General features: G+C 31.5%; 17 protein-coding genes and 1 tRNA gene. 7 read left to right on the top strand and 11 right to left on the bottom strand.

All coding sequences use genetic code 11. The features are described from left to right. Positions 1-29 precede the first annotated feature (29 nt). From RSE15_RS06845 to polA, 7 genes are all read right to left on the bottom strand, one after another. The gene (locus tag RSE15_RS06845; protein ID WP_324066909.1) at positions 30-827 is read right to left on the bottom strand and encodes a class I SAM-dependent methyltransferase; all 798 of its coding nucleotides are present in this window, start codon (positions 825-827) and stop codon (positions 30-32) included. After that, on the bottom strand, positions 827-2,191 hold the full coding sequence (locus tag RSE15_RS06840; RefSeq protein WP_324066907.1) for a B12-binding domain-containing radical SAM protein: 1,365 nt from the start codon (positions 2,189-2,191) through the stop codon (positions 827-829). The genes RSE15_RS06845 and RSE15_RS06840 overlap by 1 nt, the downstream gene beginning before the upstream one ends. Beyond that, the gene (locus RSE15_RS06835; RefSeq protein WP_324066905.1) at positions 2,188-2,958 is read right to left on the bottom strand and encodes a class I SAM-dependent methyltransferase; all 771 of its coding nucleotides are present in this window, start codon (positions 2,956-2,958) and stop codon (positions 2,188-2,190) included. Before RSE15_RS06835 ends, RSE15_RS06840 begins: the two co-directional genes overlap by 4 nt. Beyond that, on the bottom strand, positions 2,948-4,393 hold the full coding sequence (locus tag RSE15_RS06830; protein WP_324066902.1) for a B12-binding domain-containing radical SAM protein: 1,446 nt from the start codon (positions 4,391-4,393) through the stop codon (positions 2,948-2,950). Before RSE15_RS06830 ends, RSE15_RS06835 begins: the two co-directional genes overlap by 11 nt. Next, entirely contained in the window at positions 4,386-5,288 is a 903-nt protein-coding gene (locus RSE15_RS06825; RefSeq protein WP_324066900.1) for a nucleotidyltransferase domain-containing protein, read from the bottom strand. The genes RSE15_RS06830 and RSE15_RS06825 overlap by 8 nt, the downstream gene beginning before the upstream one ends. Before the next feature lie 401 nt (positions 5,289-5,689). Continuing rightward, positions 5,690-6,013: a hypothetical protein gene (locus tag RSE15_RS06820; RefSeq protein WP_324066898.1), complete on the bottom strand. Its 324-nt coding sequence runs from the start codon at positions 6,011-6,013 to the stop codon at positions 5,690-5,692. A gap of 91 nt (positions 6,014-6,104) precedes the next feature. After that, the gene (gene polA, locus RSE15_RS06815; protein WP_324066896.1) at positions 6,105-8,957 is read right to left on the bottom strand and encodes a DNA polymerase I; all 2,853 of its coding nucleotides are present in this window, start codon (positions 8,955-8,957) and stop codon (positions 6,105-6,107) included. A 124-nt stretch (positions 8,958-9,081) separates the two neighbouring features. Between polA and RSE15_RS06810 the strand changes: the two genes are divergently transcribed. Both RSE15_RS06810 and RSE15_RS06805 read left to right on the top strand, forming a co-directional pair. Then, positions 9,082-10,311, top strand: a complete 1,230-nt coding sequence (locus tag RSE15_RS06810; RefSeq protein WP_324066894.1) for a metallophosphoesterase — start codon at positions 9,082-9,084, stop codon at positions 10,309-10,311. A 74-nt stretch (positions 10,312-10,385) separates the two neighbouring features. Further along, positions 10,386-10,682 carry a thioredoxin family protein gene (locus RSE15_RS06805; protein ID WP_008256043.1) on the top strand — a complete coding sequence of 99 codons (297 nt, stop codon included), beginning with the start codon at positions 10,386-10,388 and terminating at the stop codon, positions 10,680-10,682. Here RSE15_RS06805 and RSE15_RS06800 read toward each other — a convergent pair. Both RSE15_RS06800 and RSE15_RS06795 read right to left on the bottom strand, forming a co-directional pair. Next, positions 10,679-11,317: a polysaccharide deacetylase family protein gene (locus tag RSE15_RS06800; RefSeq protein ID WP_324070432.1), complete on the bottom strand. Its 639-nt coding sequence runs from the start codon at positions 11,315-11,317 to the stop codon at positions 10,679-10,681. The genes RSE15_RS06805 and RSE15_RS06800 overlap by 4 nt on opposite strands. Positions 11,318-11,392: 75 nt before the next feature. Next, positions 11,393-14,593, bottom strand: coding sequence for a glycosyltransferase family 117 protein (locus RSE15_RS06795; RefSeq protein ID WP_324066892.1), 3,201 nt, complete (start codon positions 14,591-14,593; stop codon positions 11,393-11,395). A 158-nt stretch (positions 14,594-14,751) separates the two neighbouring features. Between RSE15_RS06795 and RSE15_RS06790 the strand changes: the two genes are divergently transcribed. Beyond that, positions 14,752-14,822 (top strand) — tRNA-Gln (locus tag RSE15_RS06790). A 120-nt stretch (positions 14,823-14,942) separates the two neighbouring features. Here RSE15_RS06790 and RSE15_RS06785 read toward each other — a convergent pair. Then, positions 14,943-15,767, bottom strand: a complete 825-nt coding sequence (locus RSE15_RS06785; protein ID WP_324066890.1) for a universal stress protein — start codon at positions 15,765-15,767, stop codon at positions 14,943-14,945. A 171-nt stretch (positions 15,768-15,938) separates the two neighbouring features. Between RSE15_RS06785 and rimP the strand changes: the two genes are divergently transcribed. The 3 genes from rimP to infB are packed head-to-tail and all read left to right on the top strand — an operon-like array spanning position 15,939 to position 20,506. Continuing rightward, positions 15,939-16,406: a ribosome assembly cofactor RimP gene (rimP, locus tag RSE15_RS06780; RefSeq protein ID WP_324066888.1), complete on the top strand. Its 468-nt coding sequence runs from the start codon at positions 15,939-15,941 to the stop codon at positions 16,404-16,406. Between the two features lie 14 nt (positions 16,407-16,420). Then, on the top strand, positions 16,421-17,662 hold the full coding sequence (gene nusA / locus RSE15_RS06775) for a transcription termination factor NusA (RefSeq protein ID WP_324066886.1): 1,242 nt from the start codon (positions 16,421-16,423) through the stop codon (positions 17,660-17,662). A 48-nt stretch (positions 17,663-17,710) separates the two neighbouring features. Continuing rightward, positions 17,711-20,506 (top strand): translation initiation factor IF-2, encoded by a 2,796-nt coding sequence (infB, locus tag RSE15_RS06770; protein ID WP_324066884.1) that lies wholly within the window; start codon positions 17,711-17,713, stop codon positions 20,504-20,506. Between the two features lie 64 nt (positions 20,507-20,570). On the opposite strand, the gene RSE15_RS06765 is transcribed toward infB, so the two are convergent. Next, positions 20,571-20,960: an SPOR domain-containing protein gene (locus RSE15_RS06765; RefSeq protein ID WP_324066882.1), complete on the bottom strand. Its 390-nt coding sequence runs from the start codon at positions 20,958-20,960 to the stop codon at positions 20,571-20,573. A 216-nt stretch (positions 20,961-21,176) separates the two neighbouring features. Between RSE15_RS06765 and RSE15_RS06760 the strand changes: the two genes are divergently transcribed. Beyond that, a complete protein-coding gene (locus tag RSE15_RS06760) occupies positions 21,177-22,451 on the top strand; it encodes a c-type cytochrome (RefSeq protein WP_324066880.1) in 1,275 nt (424 codons plus the stop codon). Positions 22,452-22,480: the final 29 nt, after the last annotated feature.

Here is a 22,480-nt window from a genome sequence, read left to right as displayed (position 1 = left end):
TTATAAATATACTAATTAAATTTAACTTGTTATTTTTTTAAAACTATAAGGTAACCAATTAAAAAATTACCTTTATTAGAAGTAATTTTCATTGCCTTTTTATATTTCACATTTTGTTTAATATATTCAAAATTCATTTTTGATGTAATGTATCCAATTAATGTAAAAAATTTTGATAATTTTTGTTTGTATGATGTGTTTCTTATATGGTTTTTTGAAAAAGATAAAGTGTTAAGATTAATAGTCTTTTCAATAATGAAGCTTTTTTTTTTGAATAATTGAATCCAATCGTTAATGTAAGGATATTTCTCATTTGATTGAATAATTCCAAAATTTGAAGTGCAAAAAATATTCATTTTTTTTATTTCATCAAGTGGAAAATTATCGCTCCAAATCCCTTCATTAATTATTAATTTTCCGTTTGGTTTTAATATTCGACATAGTTCTTCAATTTGTTTTTCCAAATCATCATTATCTTGTATAGCTAAAACTGATTCAATATATATTTTGTCAAAAAAATTTGTTTTAAATGGAAATGGAGCAGCCTTATTATTTAGTTGAAGTTCAACATTTTTTATTTTACAAAATTTAAGCCTTTCCTTTGCTTTTTTAAGCATAAATGAATTACTGTCTAATCCAAAAAAATTTGTTTTTTCGTTTAAAGAACTAAAATACACCAATGTAGCTCCTGTTCCGAAACCAAATTCTAGAACATTTTCATTCTCTTTACATTCTAAATATTTTAATAATTCATTTGTTGCTTTTTTACCTTTTGGGTGAAGAAAAGCAGTGTTTGAATTACTGTAATGCTTTAATATACATTCCATTAATTATACATTTTCATTAATCCACTAGCCGTAATTGACTTAATTTTATGTTTTATCTTATTTAGATAAGAATTGCTTCTACTCGCTTCAACTTCATTAACCAACTTACTAACGGCATATTTATAAAATTTTTTGGAGTAGGTTCGTTTAAAATCAATTTCTCTATCGGTTGATGATTCCCATTCGGGTTGAATTGTAATTTTATCTTCAATTTCATTATATAAACTTGTACCTTTTATTGGATATGCTATAGTTATGGTATATTGTGTTGGCTTGGCCTCTTTTAAATATTGAATAGTTTTGTCAATGTCATCAATTGTTTCATCAGGATAGCCTAACATTACAAAAGTTCCAGTTTCGATACCGATAGCATTCGTGTTTTGAATCATTTTTTTAACGTGATTGATATCTACTCGTCTGTCCATCAAATCAATAATTTTTTGCGACCCACTTTCGGCTCCAATCCAAATTCTAAAACAGCCTATTTCTTTTAAAAGTCGCAAAATTTCATCGTTTAAGCGTTCCGCTCTTGTAATGCATTCAAATGGAATGATGGCATTTTGCTTTATTATTTCCGAATGAAATTCTGTTAACCATTTATGACTTATGGTAAAAACATCATCCACAAACCAAATAGCATCTGGATTATATTTTTCTTTAAGCATTTTCATTTCTTCAACTACCAAATGAGTAGGTCTTCTTCTGTAACTTTGTCCATAAACCGCAGTACTACACCATTTACAAGTATAAGGACAACCACGTTGTGTAGAAATGGTCATGGAACTTTTTCCGTGATTATTTTTCCAAGTTTCCAAATACTTTTGCATGTAAATTGCCTCACGATTTGGCAAAGGCAATTCGTTTAATTCTTTAAATTTTGTTCTAGCTTCGGTTTGAATTACTTGATTGTTTTCTAAAAAAGCAATTCCGTAGATTTGATGAATATCTGAATTATTAATTATAGCTTGATACAATTCAAAAGTTGTTTCCTCCCCTTCACCAATCACTAAAAAATCGGCTCCAGCTTTTAAATAATTTTCAACATTGTAGGTAACATCTGGACCGCCTAAAACTATTTTTGGAAAATTATACGTTTCAGTTTTTAGGATTTTCATCAATTTAATCACCTCTATTTTGGTCATTAAATTGGTATAAATACATATTACTTTTGGTTTTTTTTCTAAGATAAACTCAAGTTGTGTGGTTTGATTAGAAAAAGTGGTGTCAAAAACATCATTACTAATATTTTTACTTTTCAAATAACCAGAAACGTATAATAAACCCAATGGCGGATAGGGTTTCATTATCTTTTGTTCCTTAGGATCATCAGACAAATAATAAGCATGTGTAAAAAGAATACTCATTTTTTTTGTAAAGTTATGATGTAATGATCTGCAAATTTTGATAGAAATGACCAATTTTTAATTTTGTTTTCCAATACATATAAACTATATAGAACTGACTTTTTGTTTTTGAAAAAAGGTTCTAAATAGGATGGTGGAATAAAAAATCCAATGGGTTTCGCATCAACTATTTCAAAATTTATTTGACATAAATGTACAATATCTTTTGGATTATAATAATAAGTAGCTACTTTTTCTCCCTCAACATTAGCGTAAACAACTTCTTTTTTTCTTCTAAATGCATTTTGAAAATCTAATTTCAATAGAAAGTAAAGTGGTTCCCAAAGGGTATTTTTAGGCATGATAACTAAACATATTTTCCCATTATCCGAAAGTACTTCTTTAGCCGAATTTAAAAAAAGTTCTAATTCAGATTTCGTCAAACAATTTAATCCGCCAAAATTTGAAAATATTATATCAAATTTTTCTGATTCTTCCAAAATTTTATTGATGTCTAGAACTTTAAAATTTGGGTTTTCTCCACTTGATTTTGTTTGAGCAACAGCAATCATTTCTTCAGAAATATCTGTAGCAGTAACCTCAAAACCTTGTTTTGCTAACCAAATCGCATCTTCACCAGTTCCACAATTAATTTCTAATAGTTTATTTAGGTTTTTTAACTTATTTTGGAGATTAGCATATACCATTTTACGTTGTAGTTTGCCAATTTCAGAATAAGTGAAATGGGTGTCGTAATTTTTGGCTGCTTGGTCGAAATCAGCTTTCATGTTGTAATTTTTTCAATAGCATTTTATCAACAAAACTACTTGGAATGTAATACCCCAATTTTAATATAGATTTAATTTTTTCTTTTGAGAAAGAAAAGTTTTTTAGATTTTCAATGCCTTGACTTATTCTGAATTCTTTGTGAACAAATCGTTGTAACTTTCTATAATAATTAGAACTGTAAGTTCCCTGAAACATCATTTCAAAATCGTCTGAATCGGTCCAATTGGCTTTTAATAATAAGTCGTCTTTTACTTTTTCATAAAATTTGGTTCCAGGTAATGGATAAGAAATAGAAATCCCAATATTGTCGGGCTTCAATTCTTTAACCATAGCAATCGTTTTGTGGATATCTTCTTGATTTTCATCTAAATATCCAAATTGCAAAAAGAAAGCTACTTTAATTTTTTTAGATTTTAATAATCGAGTCGCTTCATAAATTTCTTCCACTTTAGTGCCTTTATCCATAGCATCTAAAATTTTTTGTGAAGCACTTTCTGCACCCACCCAAACTTCTTCTAAACCCGATGCTGCCAAAGCTTCAATGGTATCTTCTTTTAATAATAAATCAACACGACTTTGTATAAAATAGTTGATTTTTAGTTCTTTCTCTTTTAAAATAGAATTAAATTCTTGCACCCAATTGGGTTTTAAACCAAAAATATCGTCGCACATCCAAAAACGAGACACTCCAAATTTTTCCTTCAAAAATTTAATCTGATTGACTATGTAGGTTGGTGAATGCGCATTATATCGGTTTCCATAGATAGGTTTAGCACACCAATTACATTTATACGGACAACCACGAGTTGTAGCAATATTTAAAGTGAAAGGTTGTTTACTTTGTTTCCAAATGTTTTTATAACTTTCCATATCCACTAAATCCCATGCTGGCTGAGGTAAATCATCTAAATTTTGTAGGACAGCTCTGCTTGGGTTTTGAATAATTACACCTTCTTTTTTATAAATAATTCCAGGAATGTTAGCTGTTTCATTCCCGTTTTCAATAGTTGAAATTAATTCTAAGAGTGTGATTTCACCTTCACCTCGAATAACAAAATCAGCCCCTTTATTTAAATATTTTTCAAAATGATCTGAAGCGTCGGAACTACAAACAATAACGATACAATTGTGATCTTTTCCTGTTTTCATCATTTCAAAACAGGCTTCACGCATATTGGTTAAGCACATTTTGGTTAGATAATTAAAGCCATCATCATAAATAACTAAATATTTAGGGCTTTTATTTTTTAAAATTGGAAGAATCGCTTTCGTGTTATCTCTTAAATTTGTGTCAAATAAATCAACTTCAAATCCGTTTTCACGAATTAAAGCAGCAGCATATAAAGTGCCTAACGGTGGAAATGGCGTTTTGTTTTCCCACTGTTTGCGATCTAGTTTATAATAATACGAATGTGAAAATAAAACCTTAGACATTTTCTTTAGATAAAATGATGTTGAAATTAGTTTTTACTTCTTCAATTTTAGAATTTAAAGCCAAGATTACTTTTTTTTGAAAGTTGGAAGGATGATGCTTTGAGATATTTTGAGTTGATTTTAATGCGATATTAAAATCCTCATTATTCAAAAGATTGAATTTAGATTTCCATTTTTTTAAGGTAATTTTTTTAAAAATATTATCTGTAATTTTTCCTAAACTAGTATTGAAAATTAATTCAATACTTTTTGATATAAAAGGTTTTTTTGTATTTGAAATGGTGTCTAAATTGGTTTCAAATTTTGAAAAATAGTTTTTAATCCAAAGATTATTTGCATAAAAAGCGCTAAAAATTTCTTTACCTTCCATGGGAATTAGCGTTTTTAGTTCGGTTGCAGTAAATCTATTTTTTTCTTCAATTTCTAACTGTTGGGATGAAATGAAATAATTAATACAGAAATATTTGCGAGAATTTAAGAGAAATATTTTTTTGTACGACATTAATAAGGTTCTACAAATCCATAATTTATTAGGTTTTGTAATCACAAAAAAATCTATATCACTTTCGTTATCATAATAACCCTTTGAAAGCGAGCCTGAAACTCCAACTGCCATAACAAAAGGAAATTTAGCAATGAATTTCGCTCTTTTTTTAGCAATATAAAGAGCATTTTGTGCTTGTATGTTTCCTTTTAGCCTTTTGGTAACACTATCAAAATCTTTATTGTAAACATAAAATGTATCAATTTTACTTATAATATCATCTGATATTAAAGTTTCTAATTCGTTAATTGTTTCATTTACAGACGCATTATTTGTGTAACTATGAATTTCTTCAAGAGTTAGCGGATATCTAAAAATCGAAAAATACAATATGGTTTTTAAGGATTCCAAGTTTCTTTATAGCTATTTTTATCAAAAATACTAAATTGAAAGTTGAATATTGTAAGTAATTGTTAATTTTCTGAAAAATAGTTATTAGAGTAATTAATTTAATTAGTATTAGGATATTATTTGAAATAGCTAAATGTTTTCAAAAAATAAACCCGATAGGTTTTGAAACGTATCGGGTTATTCTTAATAGTCAATCCAATTTAAACAATATAATGTCTCTCCTCCAAAACAATTATTTATTCCTGTAATAATTCCAAAGTTAAAAAGCGCATGAGCATATTTTATTTTTTCAAGTTCATCTTCAGAATCAAAGCTCCATTTTTTTTCCTGAAAGATTTTTTAGATAGGTTTTCTATGTCTTTTTCAATAATAAATTCATTTAGACTTTCTTGTGAATAGTTTTATTGATTCAATCTTTCAAGCGCTTTTCCATTTGAGAATTCAAAGTATCTTTTTTTGTTTTTTTGTGCAAAATCAAAAGCGACTTTTTTTTCAGAAAAATCAAGTTTCATTTCGTTTCTAATTGCAAAAATTAAATCCGAAGATTCAATACAAACTTCTCTTTGAATATTGGTGTTTAAATCTTTAAATGTAATTACAAGAAATGCTGGAGCAGTTGAATTACAAGTATTCAAAGCTGTTTTGTAATTTTCGTATAAGTCAATTTTATTTCTATTTTGTCCAAAAGAAATTACACAAAAAAGCAGTAAAAATAAATGCTTCATAATGTCTAATTCTAATATTATGAGATTTCTCCTCCGTCGAAATGACAAAACTAATCCAACTGCCAACTGTTACTGTCTACTGAACACTTTCCTAATGCGCTTCCAACCAATTCTTACCCAATCCAATTTCAACATCTAACGGAACTGCCATTTTGAATGCGTTTTCCATTTCGTGTTTGATCATCGGTTGAATTTTTTCTAATTCGGAGTTGTGTACATCAAATACTAATTCGTCATGTACTTGTAACAACATTTTTGATTTCCAGTTTTCATAAGTCAGTTTTTTGTGGATGTTAATCATCGCAATTTTAATGATATCCGCAGCCGAACCTTGAATTGGCGCATTCACTGCATTTCGTTCCGCACCGCCACGAACAATGGCGTTGGCTGAGTTGATGTCTTTTAAATAACGTCTTCTTCCTGAAATGGTTTCCACATAACCGTTTTCTCTGGCAAAATCTACTTGCGAAGTCATAAACGATTTCAATTTTGGATACGTTTGATAATACGCTTCAATTAATTCTGCACTTTCTTTTCGAGATAAGTTGGTTTGGTTGCTCAATCCAAAAGCCGAAACCCCATAAATAATTCCGAAGTTTACGGTTTTGGCGTGACTTCTTTGCTCTTTTGTTACTTCGTCTAAAGACACATTGAATACCTTTGCAGCTGTACTTTTGTGAATATCTTCGTGATTTTGAAACGCTTTAATCATGTTTTCTTCACCACACAAAGCCGCAATAATGCGCAATTCAATTTGAGAATAATCGGCAGAAAGTAGCGTGTAATTTTCATCACGCGCAATGAAGGCTTTTCTAATTTGTCTTCCTCTTTCAGTACGAATTGGAATGTTTTGTAAGTTTGGATTATTCGAACTCAAACGACCCGTAGCGGCAACCGTTTGCATGTAATCGGTGTGAACTCTCCCCGTTTTTTTGTCGACTTGATTTGGCAAAGCATCAATATAAGTACTTTGCAATTTAACCATTTGTCGCCATTCTAAAATATCGCGCACAATTTGATGTTCGTTTGCCAAATAACTCAATACTTCTTCCCCAGTCGCATATTGACCGGTTTTGGTTTTCTTTTGTTTCGCACCGCCAATTTTTAGTTTGTCGAATAAAATATCACCTAACTGTTTTGGAGAAGCCAAATTGAATTTCTCACCAGCGGTTTCATAAATTTGTTGTTCAAAAGCATCGATTTCTTTTTGCATGTCAACCGACATACTTTTTAGAAATTCTACATCTAATCGAATTCCTTCTTTTTCCATATCCGCTAAAACAGGAACTAGCGGAATTTCGATTTTGTCAAACAATTTTTTCGTTCCTACTTTTTCTAAAATCGGTTGGAAATGTTCCTTCAATTGGAAAGTAATATCAGCATCTTCAGTCGCATATTCTTTAATGTCTTCCAATGGAACATCGCGCATTGTCAATTGATTTTTACCTTTTTTACCAATTAAAGTTTCAATCGATTTTGGCGCATATTTCAAATACGTTTCCGACAACACATCCATATTATGACGCATATCAGGATTAATCAGATAATGTGCAATCATGGTGTCGAATAATTTTCCTTTGACTTGCATGTTGTAATTCGAAAGAATTTTCAAGTCGTATTTCATGTTCTGACCGATTTTTTCGATATTTTCATTTTCGAAGAATGGTCGGAATTTTTCAATTAATGTTTGTGCTTCTTCCTGATTTTCGGGAAACGGAACATAAAATCCTTTTCCTTGTTCGAAAGAGAACGACATTCCTACTAATTCTGCATTTAAAGCGTCAATTCCTGTAGTTTCAGTATCAAAACAAACAGAAGTTTGATTTAATAAATTTTGTAATAACAACTTCACAGGTAAATCACCTTGAATAATTTGGTAAAAATGCGTGGTATTTTCTAACGTTGCATAATAGGAATGATTCATTGTTGGTTCATCCGATTCGTCACTAAAACCGAACAAATCAAATTGGTCTTCATTTGATTTTTTAGCTGGAGCTTTTTTAATGGGTTGCGGAATTTCAGAAGTATTTCCGTTGGCATCAATTTCGTCGTATTCTTTCCCAGAACCAAATAATTTATCAAACTGCGCTTTCATTTGACGGAATTCTAATTCCTGAAACAAAGCATCAGTTTTTTCTACATCGGGTTTTGATAATTCGTAATCGTCAGCATCAAATGTCACGGGACAATCGAGTAGGATAGTGGCTAATTTTTTGGATAATATTCCTAACTCTTTATTTGCTTCGATTTTATCTTTCATTGCACCTTTTAGTTGATGCGTGTTCGCCAATAAATTTTCTAGTGTGCCATATTCGGCTAAGAATTTCTTCGCTGTTTTTTCTCCCACACCCGGTAATCCCGGAATATTATCGGCAGAATCGCCCATCATTCCTAAGAAATCAATCACTTGATCAGGACGTTCAATTTCAAATTTTGCTAAGACTTCAGGAATTCCCCAAATCTCAATATCATTCCCCATTCGGGCAGGTTTGTACATGAAAATATTTTCAGAAACTAATTGGGCAAAATCTTTATCTGGCGTCACCATGAACACTTGAAAACCTTCTTTTTCGGCTTGTTTCGCTAATGTTCCAATTAAATCATCTGCTTCAAAACCTGCTTTTTCAATAATTGGAATGTGCATAGCGCGCAACAATTCCTGAATATAAGGAACCGCAATTTTAATCGCTTCTGGTGTTTCGTCACGGTGTGCTTTGTATTCTTGATACATTTCAAAACGATAATCGCTTCCACCTTTATCAAAAGCCACCGCTAAGTGATCTGGTTTTTCTCGTTTAATGACATCCATTAAAGAATTCATGAATCCCATAATAGCGGAAGTATCCATTCCTTTTGAATTGATACGAGGATTTTTTATAAAAGCATAATACCCACGAAAAATAAGCGCGTAAGCATCAAGAAGGAAAAGACGTTTTTGTGACATTGTATAGAAATTTCATTAAAAGTGTAAAAGTACAATTCTTTGCTTAAAAAAACTTTGTTAAAATTCATTTAATACAGCATCAATTTGTCAAACTTGTTACTTACTTTGCAAAAAAAAAGAGCTAATGATTCGTTGGATTGTTTTTTTAGTATTTGTTGTCATTCTTGAAATCTATGCTTTTCAGGCGTTTAAAACGTTGATTAAATCGAAGTGGTTCTTCATTTTTTATTATGTTACTTCGGCTATAGCATTAGCTTATATCATTTATCAATTATATCATTTTGATAGAAGTGTAGGGCAAACGCCAAAAACTATGATGACGATGGGATTATTGCTAATGCTCTATGTTCCCAAATTATTATTAACTATTATTTTATTTGGAGAAGATATTATTCGCTTTTTTTCTGGATTATTTTCATTGGTAATTAAAAGTGGACCTGAAAGTTTCTTACCAGAACGAAGACGTTTTGTAAGCCAAATTGCCCTTGGAGTTGCTGCGATTCCATTTGCCTCATTTTTGTATGGAATTACTATTGGAAAATACAATTTTAAAGTAATCAAACAAACGTTGTTTTTTCCAGATTTACCAGATGCTTTTGATGGAACTACTATCACACACATTTCTGATATTCATAGTGGAAGTTTTGATGATGCCGAGAAAATTCAATATGCGATCGATTTGATTAACGAACAAAATTCGGATATGGTTTTGTTTACAGGCGATATTGTGAACACACACGCAACTGAAATGGATCCTTGGATTGATACGTTTAAAGGTATTCATGCTCCAAAATTCGGAAAGTTTTCTATTTTAGGAAATCACGATTATGGCGAATATTTAGATTGGAAATCACAAGCAGAAAAGAAGGCAAATTTTGAAGGAATAAAAGCTATTCATGATAAAATAGATTTCAAGTTGTTGTTGAATGAACATGTGAAAATCAAAAAAGACAATCAGGAATTAGCAATCGTGGGTGTTGAAAACTGGGGAAGAAAATTCGGTGAACGCGGCGATTTGAATTTAGCTGCTCTAGGTTTAAATAAAGAAGATTTTAAAATTGTACTGAGTCACGATCCAAGTCATTGGGATGAGAAAATTCAGCATGATGATAATCATTATCATTTAACGCTTTCGGGTCATACGCATGGGTTTCAATTTGGGATAGAAATTCCGGGTTGGATCAAATGGAGTCCAGTGCAATATGTTTATAAACAATGGGCAGGATTGTATGAAAATGCAGGAAGATATATTTATGTAAATCGTGGTTTTGGCTTCCATGCTTACCCTGGTAGAGTAGGAATTATGCCCGAAATAACGGTTATTGAACTAAAAAAAGGAGAAAATGTAGCGTAATTCAGTAAAAATGCTACATTTGTATATTATTTTCGCGTGAAAAATAATTTTTTTGATACTAATAAATTCAATTTATGTCAAAATTTGGAGAACTTATCGATGCTCAAGTCCCTGTACTTATCGATTTTTTTACAGAGTGGAATGAACCTTCAGTAGCAATGAACGAAGTTATTCGTCATGTAGCAGCGGCCTTAGGAGACAAAGCGCGTGTAATTAAAATTGATGTGGATAAAAATCAGGAATTAGCCGATGCACTTCGTATTAAAGGGTTACCTACTTTAATGATTTATAAAGAAGGTCAAATGGTATGGAGGCAAAGCGGTGAACTTGATGCAAATACGTTGATTTCGTTAGTGCAAGAACAAGCCTAAGAAATTACATCAAAAACAAATCCCCTATTTTTTAAAATTTGTATTGCTTTTGGTAATGCAAATTTCAAATTTTTTTCTGCTTTTAAGCTATCGTGAAATACGATAATGCTTCCTTGTGCCGTATTTGAAATTACATTTTCCAGACATTTTTCTGCCGTAAGGGTTGAATCAAAATCATAACTCAAAACATCCCACATGATTATTTTGTAACCGAACGCTCTAATTGCTTTCGATTGACTAGGCTTTATTTTTCCATAAGGAGGACGAAATAAAAAAAAGTGTTCAGTGTTCAGTTTTAAGTGTTCAGTTTCGCACAACTTGAAATTATCGATGTAATGATTAGTTTGGGTTTTCCATCCGTTTAAATGATTGAAAGTGTGATTTCCTGTTTGATGTCCTTCAGACAGAATTCTTTTATAAACTTCAGGATGTTTTTTGATATTATCTCCAATACAGAAGAAAGTCGCTTTAATTTTCTCCGATTTTAAAAGGTCTAAAACCCATTCAGTTACTTCTGGAATTGGTCCGTCATCAAATGTTAAATAGATTTTCTTGTCCAAGTTTGGTATATCCCAAACCAGATTAGCGAAAACCTTTTTTATCAAACTATTTGTTTTTACCCAATTATAGTCCATCGTGTAAAAATAGCATAAAAAAAATGTTCCAAACGAAATTTCTTTCACTTGGAACATTTTATATCTATAAATTAGTTATTCCATTTTTCTACCAAAACGGTCAAACATTTTATTAAAGGTATTAAATTTTGCTTTTTCTTTATTGTAAAATTCTAAATCATCAGCAGCTTCTGCTACTTGTAGCAAGCTTCTATAATATTCAATATCACTTACAATATCAATAGCGCCAAAGTTTTGTTCACTAGGTTTCCAGCTATTATAAAAAGTCAGATTTTCTTGGTATTTTTTAATTACTTCCGAAATAATTGCTCTTGCTTTTTCTTTTTTGCCTACTTCGTAATATCCAATTACAAATGGTTCAAGCATTGAATAATATTCAAAATATTTAACCGGCATTTTTTCCATAGCTAAATCAATTACTTTTTCTGCTTTTTCTAATTTACCTTCTGTAATTAAAGTTTCTGCTAAACGCGCTAGATTAGTTCTGTATGTGATGCTGTTTTTTCGAGTTTCAACATCGTGATATATAATAGATTTTCCACTATTACCCCAATCCCATTTCATTACAATATTATACATTTTTTCAGAGTCAATTAAGCCCATTTTCATTGGACTTGGAGATTCTGCAGGTGTTTTTATTGGAACTAATTTGAAACACATTCCATCTAATTGTAGATAATCTTTCATCCAAATGTAGTCATCTTCACCAAAACTTCCGCCAGTAAAATAAATAGGACGTTTCCAATTATTTTGATTTACAATGTCAAGCATCATTAATCGATTTTTGTAAAGTGCGTCATCTTTTATTTCAAATTCAATAGCAGGAACAATTGAGTCATAGAATTTTTCTGAAACTACTTTGTTTTTTATTATTGTTGCTTTGTCTATTGGGAAAATTACTTTCTTAGATGGGAAATAATTTACCTTTCTACCGTTGTTTAATTCAATTTTAGCACGTTCATCGTCAAGAGCAATGAATTTAAGCATTTCGTCTAGTAATAAAGGATCTTTCGTGCGTTCCACATATAAACTGTAATCTCTATGACTTCCCTTATATTGTTCTCTGTTAAAAGAGCTTGGAATAGGTTCAGAATTATGAGTTTTCATTTTCATTTGATCAATATACCAATCCGTCATAAATAGACTTGTATTTACTATTCGTATATCAGTACGATATCCTTCAATTTCTTGCATATACCAAAGTGGGAAAGTGTCATTATCACCAATAGTAAATAAAATTGCATTAGGCTCACATGAATCTAAATAGGCTTTTGCCATTGTATAAGCAGTGTCTTTGTTTGAACGATCGTGGTCGTCCCAATTTTGAGCTGCTAAAACAACTGGTGAAGCTAATAACGAGGTTACTAAAACGATTGCTAATGCTGCTTTTGGTTGAATGTATTTTTTCAAAGTGTCGAAAATAGCAAAAATTCCATAGCCAATCCACATAGCAAAAACGTAGAAGGAGCCTACAAGCGCATAATCTCTTTCTCTTGGTTCAAAAGGTCTTTCGTTTAAGTAAATTTTTAAGGCAAGACCTGTGAATAGGAACAAGACTAAAAGGACATAGAAACTTTTTTTATCTCTCATGGCATGAAAAACAAATCCAATGAGTGCTAAAAGTAAAGGAATACCATAATAAATGTTTCTTCCTTTGTTGTTTTGCATATCCGATGGAAGATTTTTTTGAGTTCCAGTAAAAATTTCATCTATAAAATTAATTCCACTAAGCCAATTACCATTAGTATTGTCATATTTTCCTTGTACATCATTTTGTCTTCCTACAAAATTCCAAAGTAAATAGCGCAAGTACATGTATCCGAATTGATATTGTACCATGAATTTCATGTTATTGACAAATGTAGGTTTATCAACTATTAAATACTCACCATATCCTTTTAAGAATTTGTCATAATCCTTTTCGTCTAATTCTCCTGCGGCATATGCTTTTCTAAATTGTGTTACAATTTGAACTAATTCGTCTTCATGAGCATATTCTGGATTGATTCTAAATTCTAAAGGCTCTGTGAAAATCATATAATTTTCATTGTGCTCATTGCTCCACATTCTAGGTAATAATCCTTTATGAGCGTCGTCAGTATTCTGTTTTGCGTTGATGTAATCGTTAGTGATGATGTATTTTTTTGTTTTATAATCACGTTCGTAGTTTGGCTTATCATCTAAATAAGGTGTAACAGGATCTAAACCAGAATAGGTGTCCGAAAATTGAGGTCCGTAGAATAATTTTTGTTCACCATATTGTTCGCGATTGTAGTAAGCTAAAACCTCTGCTGCATCCGATGGTTTGTTTTCGTTAATTGGTGTGTTAGCATTGGCACGAATAGGTAACATCATCCATGTAGAAAAACCAATTAAAATAAAAAGAGTAGCTAAAATTAAAGTATTGTAAAAAACATGTCCTTTTTTCTTGGTATAATTTAATCCGAAATAGAAAGCAGCAACTATTAAAATAAAAGCAAAGATAGTTCCAGAGTTAAATGGCATTCCAAGACTGTTCACCATGAAGATTTCAGTTTTACCAAAGAATGCTAAGGTATATGGAAGTAAAAGTTTAAAGATAAAAAGCAAAATAGCGACTATAACTACATTAGCAATCAAAAAACTTTTCAAGGTAACATTATTGTATTTTTTGAAAAAATATAAAAATCCAATAGCTGGAAATGCTAAAAGAGCCATAAAGTGAACTCCAAATGAAAGACCTATTACTAAAGAGATTAGTAAAAGCCATTTGTTTCCTCTTGGTGTGTTTATTTCTTGTTCCCAGCGTAATCCTAACCAAAATAACAAAGAGATTAGAAAAGTTGCCATTGCATATACCTCAGCTTCTACTGCGTTGTACCAAAAACTGTCGGTAAAAGTAAAAGACAAAGTAGCAACAGCTGCACTGCCTAAAATAAGAATGGCATTAATTGTTGAAAGTTCAGTTTCTTTAGTAATTAATTTTTTTAATAAAATGGTTAACGACCAAAACATAAAAAGTACAGTAAAAGCACTTGAAAATACAGAAAGGTAATTAACCATCAGTGCAATTTTGTCTGCACTTAAGGCAAACATTGCAAAGAACGCTCCTAACATTTGAAACAAAGGTGCTCCAGGTGGATGGCCTACTTCTAAATTAGCTGACGTTGCGATGTATTCGCCACAATCCCAAAAACTCATGGTGGGCTCTACAGTTAATGAATAAGTAATTAATGCTACTATAAAAGTAGACCAACCAATTATAGTGTTCCACTTTTTAAAGTTGAATGAATTCATATTGTTTTTTTGTTTTTTTCTATATTTTACTACAAAGAAACTATTTTTTTGTTTATTAAAAAGGTTTAATAAATATTTTAATATTTTTTTTAGAAAAATTTGCAGAATAGAAATTATGTATTACATTTGCACTCGCAATCGAAAAGGTTGTTAGGTATTGGCCCATGGTGTAATGGTAACACTCCGGTTTTTGGTACCGTCATTCAAGGTTCGAGTCCTTGTGGGCCAACAAAACTCCACTTATAAATAAGTGGAGTTTTTTATTTTTATAAAACGTTGATGGCTTACTAGTTGGCATAAAAAAAGACTGCTTTTGCAGTCTTTTTTTATGCGATTAAAATTTTAAAATCTAGATTTTAAAAGTAATAACTGGACGTTTAGCGTGATTTACTAAGTCTTCACTGATGCTTCCGTTGAAGAAGTGTGATAAGCCTTTTCTTCCATGTGTACTCATTCCAATTATATCAGCATTGATGCCTTTTGCAAAATGTAAAATACCTTTTTCTACATTAACGTCGTTGTAAATATGAGTTGAACAATTATTGATTTTAAATTCAGCAACAAATTCATCCATAGCTTTTTGTGCTACTCTTGTTGATTTAAAATTGTTAGGAGTGTTAACGGTTACTAAATGTAAATGAGAATTAAATTTATCTGCAAATTCAACAACTTTTTCAAAAGGTTTTTTTATTTCTTCGGAAAAGTCAGAAGCAAATACAAAGTTATTAGCATTAAAATCGCTTTCTTCTCTTTTGATTACTAATACAGGTACATCTGAGTTTCTAACTACTTTCTCTGTATTAGATCCAATAAACATTTCTTGAAAACCACTCGCTCCGTGAGATCCCATTACTATTAAGTCTACATTGTGAGCTTTGCCATTTTTAATGATCCCGTCAAAAGCCATTTCGAATTGAATAATTTTAGAAATATTAACACCACTAAGATATTCAGCACTCATAATAGTATCTAATTTATTAATTGCAGCGTTTTTAAATAGCATTAATTCGGGTATTTCATGTGCTGTAGACATGGCGTCATTTCCTGATGTTGGTAATTCAAGCATGTGTACTAAAAATATCTCTCCACCACTTTTTTTGGCTATCTGGGCTGCAACTTTTAATGCGTATTCTGCGTGTTTTGAAAAATCGGTAGGTACTAAAATTCGTTTCATAATTTTGTTTTAGGTTATGTTATATAGTGTAAAATAAATTACACCATAAAAGTACAAAAAATATCCAAATTGACAATCTTTTTTTTAATTCAAAAAAAATTGTATATTTGTGGCGTTATTAAAGAACAGAGGATTATGAGGCACGCAAAGCGTGCCTCTTTTTATAAAAGTATGACATTTAAAAATAAAGTTCAAGAAGCATTAGATGTAGCATTGTTGGAGCGTGAGCATCTTTTTTTGATAGATTTTACTATCAATGACGCTAATAAAATTAGTGTAGTTTTAGATGGTGATTTTGGTGTAAATTTACAAGATTGTATCGATGTAAGTAGAGCTGTTGAGGGTAATTTAGATAGAGAAGAGCAAGATTTTTCTTTAGAAGTTGCTTCAGCAGGAGTTTCAAGTCCGCTAAAATTAGTAAGACAATACAAAAAAAATATAGGTAGAACTATAAAAGTTAAGACCATTTCATCGGAAGAAATTGAAGCAAAATTAATTACAGCTGATGATGAAAAAATAACTTTAGAATGGCAGGCTCGTGAGCCAAAAAAAATAGGAAAAGGAAAAGAAACAGTTGATAAAAAACTGGAACTTTCTTATGGAAATATAAAAGAAGCAGTTGTTATAATATCATTTTAAAATAAAGAGTTGACATGGAGAATATTGCATTAATAGAATCGTTTTCAGAATTTAAAGACGACAAACTCATCGATAGAGTTACACTAATGGCAATTTTAGAGGATGTATTTAGAAATGCATTAAAAAAGAAATATGGTTCTGACGATAATTTTGATATCATTATTAATCCTGATAAAGGAGATATGGAGATATGGAGAAATCGTGTTGTCGTAGAAGATGGCGAAGTAGAAGATCCAAATTCTGAAATTTCATTAACTGAAGCAAGAAGAATTGAGCCTGATTTTGAAGTAGGCGAAGATGTTTCTGAAGAAGTAAAGTTGATTCAATTAGGAAGAAGAGCAATTTTGTCTTTACGTCAAAACTTAATTTCTAAGATTCACGAACACGATAATACAAATCTTTATAAACAATTTAAAGACTTAATTGGAGATATTTATACAGCGGAAGTACACCATGTTCGGCCAAAAGCTGTAATTTTGATGGATGATGAAGGAAATGAAATTGTTTTACCAAAAGAAAAACAAATTCCAAATGATTATTTCAAAAAAGGAGATAATGTTAGAGGTGTAATCGAAAATGTTGAATTGAAAGGTAACAAACCACAAATCATCATGTCTAGAACTGCTCCAGAATTCCTTGAGAAATTATTCGAACAAGAAATTCCTGAAGTGTTTGATGGTTTAATTACAATCAAAAAAGTAGTTCGTATTCCTGGTGAAAAAGCAAAAGTAGCGGTAGATTCTTATGATGATAGAATTGATCCTGTTGGAGCTTGTGTAGGTATGAAAGGTTCCCGTATTCATGGAATTGTTCGTGAATTAGGCAACGAAAACATTGATGTTATTAATTATACAACCAATGCTCAATTGTATATTACAAGAGCTTTAAGTCCTGCAAAAGTTTCTACAGTTAAAATTAATGAAGAGGCTAAAACGGCAGAAGTATTTTTGAAAATAGAAGAGGTGTCTAAAGCTATTGGTAGAGGTGGGAATAACATTAAATTAGCTAGTTTATTAACAGGTTATGAAATTGATGTAATTAGAGAAGGCGCAATACAGGAGGAAGATGATGTTGAGTTAAGAGAATTCTCTGACGAAATTGAAGCTTGGGTTATTGAAGAATTTGAAAAAATCGGTTTAGATACAGCTAGAAGCGTATTAAATCAAGATGTTGATGATTTGGTAAGAAGAACCGATCTTGAAGAGGAAACAATTTTAGATGTAATGAATATATTAAAAGAAGAATTAGAAGGATAATTCTTTAACCAAACAGCACACAACATAAAAGAATTTTAAAAAGGTTATATGTCTGAAGAAAGAGTAATAAGAATAAACAAAATTTTAAGGGAGTTAAATATTTCTCTTGATAGAGCTGTGGATTTTCTAAAAGAAAAGGGTCATGAAATAGAGGCTAGTCCTAATGCTAAAATATCACAAGAGGAATACAAAGTCTTATGCGGTCAATTTTCTGCTGACAAAGGGAATAAGGTTGCCTCTCTTGAAGTGAGTGAAGAAAAGAAAAAAGAGAAAGAGGCACTTAAACGTGAACTTGAAAAAGAACAAGAAGTTAAGCGTTTGCAAGAAGAAGAGCGTCAAAGGCAAGAGATTATCAAAGCTAAAGCAGTTTTATCTGGTCCTAAAGCTGTTGGTAAAATCAATCTAGATCCTAAAAAACAAGAAGTTAAGTCTGATAAACCAGTTTCTGAAGAAAAACCTGTTGTTTCTGAATATAAACCTGTTGAAATAGTTAATAAAGAGGTGGTTGAACAATTGGTTGAAGTTAAAAAAGGGGAAGTTGTTAAGCCAGTTAAGGAAGTTGAAGAAAAAGCTGAGACTACAATTGATGAAGCAGGGGAAGTAAAAATAGAAACACAATACCAAAAATTATCTGGAGCTACTTTTACGGGTCAAAAAATTGATTTATCACAATTTGAAAAACCTAAAAAGAAAAAAGAAGATCCTAAAAAAGATATTAAAAAGCCAGGAACTCCTCAAGCTCAAAATGCTGGAGGTGCAAATGCTGCAAATAATAAAAACAAACGCAAACGAATTATCAAACCTGGTGGACCAGGTGCTCCTGGAACTCCTGGAGCTAATAATGTTGAAGGTGGACCAAAAAGAGAATTTGTCAAAGGCGGAGGATCTGCAGGTGGATTTAATAAAGGTAAAAAACCAATCATTCAAAAGGTAGAACCTTCGGAAGAGGATGTTAAAAACCAAATTAAAGAAACGCTTGAAAGGTTACAAGGAAAAGGAAATAAATCAAAATCGGCGAAATACCGTAGAGATAAAAGAGATTCTCACCGTCAACGTGTAGATGATGAATTGCAAGCTCAAGAAGAAGGTAGTAAAACTTTAAAAGTTACAGAATTTGTAACTGTTGGTGAAATAGCTTCTTTAATGGATGTGCCTATTACAAAAGTAATCGGAACGTGTATGTCGCTTGGAATCATGGTAACAATGAACCAACGTTTAGATGCTGAAACATTATCTATTGTAGCTGATGAGTTTGGATTTGAATTAGAGTTCATTACTACAGATATTGAAGAGGCAACTGTTGTTGTGGATGATAATCCAGAAGATTTAGTACACAGAGCGCCAATTGTTACTGTAATGGGTCACGTTGACCATGGTAAAACCTCTTTATTAGATTACATTCGTAAAGCAAATGTTATTGCGGGTGAATCAGGAGGAATTACACAACATATTGGAGCATATGGAGTAATTTTAGAAAATGGCGAAAAAATCACTTTCTTAGATACACCAGGTCACGAGGCGTTTACTGCGATGCGCGCACGTGGGGCTCAGGTCACAGATATTGCTATTATCGTAATTGCAGCGGATGATGATATTATGCCACAAACAAAAGAAGCAATTAGTCATGCTCAAGCGGCTGGTGTTCCAATGATTTTTGCTATTAATAAGGTAGATAAGCCAGCGGCTAATCCAGAAAAAATTAAAGAGCAATTAGCAGGGATGAACTTATTAGTTGAAGATTGGGGTGGAAAATATCAATCTCATGACATTTCAGCTAAACAAGGAACCGGTGTTTCTGAATTACTTGAAAAGGTATTGTTAGAAGCAGAAGTACTTGAGCTTACAGCAAATCCTAAAAAACCTGCGCTTGGAACAGTTGTTGAAGCACAGTTAGATAAAGGTAAAGGATATGTTTCTACTATTTTAGTTCAAGCAGGAACACTTCGTATTGGTGATTATGTCTTAGCTGGAAAAAACCATGGTAAAATTAGAGCCATGTTTGATGAAAGAGGACACCAAATCAAAGAAGCGGGTCCATCTACTCCAGTATCAGTATTAGGTTTAGACGGTGCGCCAACTGCGGGAGATAAATTTAATGTTTACGAAGACGAAAGAGAAGCAAAACAAATTGCATCAAAACGTACACAATTGCAACGTGAACAATCGGTTCGTACACAAAAACATATTACTCTTGCCGAAATTGGTCGTCGTATTGCATTAGGACAATTTAAAGAATTGAATATTATCCTTAAAGGAGACGTGGATGGTTCTGTTGAAGCATTATCGGATTCATTCTCTAAATTATCTACTGAAGAAATTCAAATCAACATTATTCATAAAGGAGTTGGAGCAATTACTGAATCTGATGTATTGTTAGCTTCTGCTTCTGATGCAATTATTATCGGATTTAACGTTCGTCCACAAGGAAATGCAAAACAATTAGCAGAAAAAGAAGAAATCGATATCCGTAACTATTCAATTATTTACGATGCTATTGATGACTTGAAAGATGCAATGGAAGGAATGTTGTCTCCAGAGATGAAAGAAGAAATTACAGGTACTGCCGAAATTAGAGAAATTTTCAAAGTATCTAAAGTAGGAACTATCGCAGGATGTATGGTTACCGATGGTAAAATCTTCAGAAATTCTAAAATACGTTTAATTAGAGAAGGAGTTGTAATTTACACTGGTGAATTAGCTACTTTAAAACGTTTCAAAGACGACGTTAAAGAAGTTTCTAAAGGATATGATTGTGGTATGCAGATTAAAAATTACAACGACATTCGTGAGTATGATTTAATTGAAGGATTCCACGAAGTTGAAGTGAAGAAAAAATTGAAATAAGATATTTTTAATCATAAAAAAAGCCATTCGTTTTGAATGGCTTTTTTGTTTTATTAGGATGTTACTAATTTGAGGGTTTAATTATTAAAGCAGCTGGGTACTTTTTTTTGACTTCAAGAAACAAACGTTCTACTTCTATTCTCGATTTAAAATTACCAATCCAAACTTTGTAGTTGGGACTATTAAATATTAAGGTGCCATCTAAGTCTTTAAAATCTCTTTTAAATTCCTGAAGTTTCTTTTTCGAATCTTCACTATTTCCATAAAAAATTTGAATTTTATAGGCTTCATTTAAAAATAAACCTGTATTTAGTTTTCTTTTTTCTTTTAATAATTGGTCAATTTTTGGGTCTACTGAAACATTTGTTTTTACGTCCTGAGCCCTTGATGATAAACAGAAAAATGAAGATAGAATAAAGAAGTACAATAAGTTATGTTTTGATATATTTTTCATATGCTTTTGAATTTAATACAAAAATACAATTTAAGAAGATATTTGAATGCTTAAAAATTATTTAGAACAAATATAAATTACATTTTAAGATAAAATTAAGGTTTTAATAATAGTTCGAATATTGTATTTTTGTCGGAGTTTTGAAAAAATAACGTGTTGTTTTTAGATAAGGTATATCTAAAAGTATACCAAATTAAGTCGATAATCATTTTAAATATGAAAAAGGTGGGTAACCATAAATCGTTTTCAAAGATTTTCTTCAGTTTAGCATTCGTGCTAGTAACTTCTTTATCTGCGTTCGCTCAGGATGCAGCAAAGGGTAAAGAATTATTTAATACCAATTGTGCCGCATGTCATAAATTAGATGCAAAAGCTACGGGTCCTGCACTTCGTGACGTTGCTGCTAAGTACGACAAAGAATGGTTGTATAAATGGGTAAAGAATAGTGGAGAATTAATCAAGTCAGGAGATGCGCAAGCAGTAAAAGTGTTTGAAGAGAACAATAAAGTTCCGATGACTGCATTTCCACAATTGTCAAATGAAGATATTGACAATATTTTAGCTTATACTTCTGAGCCAGCTTCTGCTGCTCCTGCAGTTGTACCTGGTGCTCCTGTGGCTGGAGAAGCAAATGCTGATAATTCGGGTGTTTCTAATAATGTTATATTAGGAGTGCTATCATTAGTAATGATAATGTTAGTTGTTATGTTGTTCCTAGTGAATAATATGTTAACTAAAATTGCTAGTGCTAAAGGATTAGAGGTTGTTCAAAAAGATCGTTCATTAATGAATGTTTTTAGAGCTTATGTTAAAAATCAGTTTTTAGTATTGGTTTCTGCAATCATGTTATTATTGGTTTCTGCTTATTTTGCATACGGATGGATGATGCAAATTGGTGTTGACCAAGGGTATGAGCCAGTGCAGCCAATTCATTATTCACACAGAATTCATGCTGGTGAAAACGGAATTGATTGTAAATACTGTCACTCTGCTGCAAGAGTCGGTAAACATTCTAACATTCCTTCTTTGAATGTGTGTATGAACTGTCATAAAAACATCAGTGAAGTGGCTGAAACTACGGCTACTGAAGATCACTCAAAAGCGTTTTACGATGGAGAAATTGCTAAATTATACGATGCTGTTGGATGGGACAAATCGTTACAAAAATATACTGGTAAAACGAAGCCAGTTAAATGGGTTAGAATTCATAACTTGCCAGATCACGTTTATTTCAATCACTCACAACACGTAACTGTTGCGGGAGTTGAGTGTCAAACTTGTCACGGTCCAGTTGAAGAAATGGAAATAATGAAACAACATGCTCCATTAACAATGGGATGGTGTATCAACTGTCACAGAGAAACAAATGTGAAAGTAGAAGATAATGCTTACTACAAAAAAATCCACGAAGAACTTTCTAAAAAATACGGAGTTTCTCAGTTAACTGCGGCTCAAATGGGAGGTTTAGAATGTGGTAAATGTCACTATTAATAAAATAATTTAAGAAGCTAATATACTAT

It is taken from the genome of Flavobacterium sp. (genome assembly GCF_035195345.1).
GTDB lineage: Bacteria > Bacteroidota > Bacteroidia > Flavobacteriales > Flavobacteriaceae > Flavobacterium.
Note: the sequence above shows the minus strand (reverse complement) of the source record. Positions and strands in the feature narration are given on the sequence as shown.

Bases quoted from the DNA above. Each gene is read 5' to 3' on its own strand.
- RSE15_RS06795 (WP_324066892.1), bottom strand. From the start codon at position 14,593: ATGAATTCATTCAACTTTAAAAAGTGGAACACTATAATTGGTTGGTCT.
- RSE15_RS06785 (WP_324066890.1), bottom strand. From the start codon at position 15,767: ATGAAACGAATTTTAGTACCTACCGATTTTTCAAAACACGCAGAATAC.
- RSE15_RS06800 (WP_324070432.1), bottom strand. From the start codon at position 11,317: ATGGACTATAATTGGGTAAAAACAAATAGTTTGATAAAAAAGGTTTTC.
- nusA (WP_324066886.1), top strand. From the start codon at position 16,421: ATGGAGAATATTGCATTAATAGAATCGTTTTCAGAATTTAAAGACGAC.
- RSE15_RS06810 (WP_324066894.1), top strand. From the start codon at position 9,082: ATGATTCGTTGGATTGTTTTTTTAGTATTTGTTGTCATTCTTGAAATC.
- infB (WP_324066884.1), top strand. From the start codon at position 17,711: ATGTCTGAAGAAAGAGTAATAAGAATAAACAAAATTTTAAGGGAGTTA.
- RSE15_RS06820 (WP_324066898.1), bottom strand. From the start codon at position 6,013: ATGAAGCATTTATTTTTACTGCTTTTTTGTGTAATTTCTTTTGGACAA.
- RSE15_RS06765 (WP_324066882.1), bottom strand. From the start codon at position 20,960: ATGAAAAATATATCAAAACATAACTTATTGTACTTCTTTATTCTATCT.
- RSE15_RS06845 (WP_324066909.1), bottom strand. From the start codon at position 827: ATGGAATGTATATTAAAGCATTACAGTAATTCAAACACTGCTTTTCTT.
- RSE15_RS06760 (WP_324066880.1), top strand. From the start codon at position 21,177: ATGAAAAAGGTGGGTAACCATAAATCGTTTTCAAAGATTTTCTTCAGT.
- RSE15_RS06840 (WP_324066907.1), bottom strand. From the start codon at position 2,191: ATGAGTATTCTTTTTACACATGCTTATTATTTGTCTGATGATCCTAAG.
- polA (WP_324066896.1), bottom strand. From the start codon at position 8,957: ATGTCACAAAAACGTCTTTTCCTTCTTGATGCTTACGCGCTTATTTTT.
- RSE15_RS06835 (WP_324066905.1), bottom strand. From the start codon at position 2,958: ATGAAAGCTGATTTCGACCAAGCAGCCAAAAATTACGACACCCATTTC.
- rimP (WP_324066888.1), top strand. From the start codon at position 15,939: ATGACATTTAAAAATAAAGTTCAAGAAGCATTAGATGTAGCATTGTTG.
- RSE15_RS06805 (WP_008256043.1), top strand. From the start codon at position 10,386: ATGTCAAAATTTGGAGAACTTATCGATGCTCAAGTCCCTGTACTTATC.
- RSE15_RS06830 (WP_324066902.1), bottom strand. From the start codon at position 4,393: ATGTCTAAGGTTTTATTTTCACATTCGTATTATTATAAACTAGATCGC.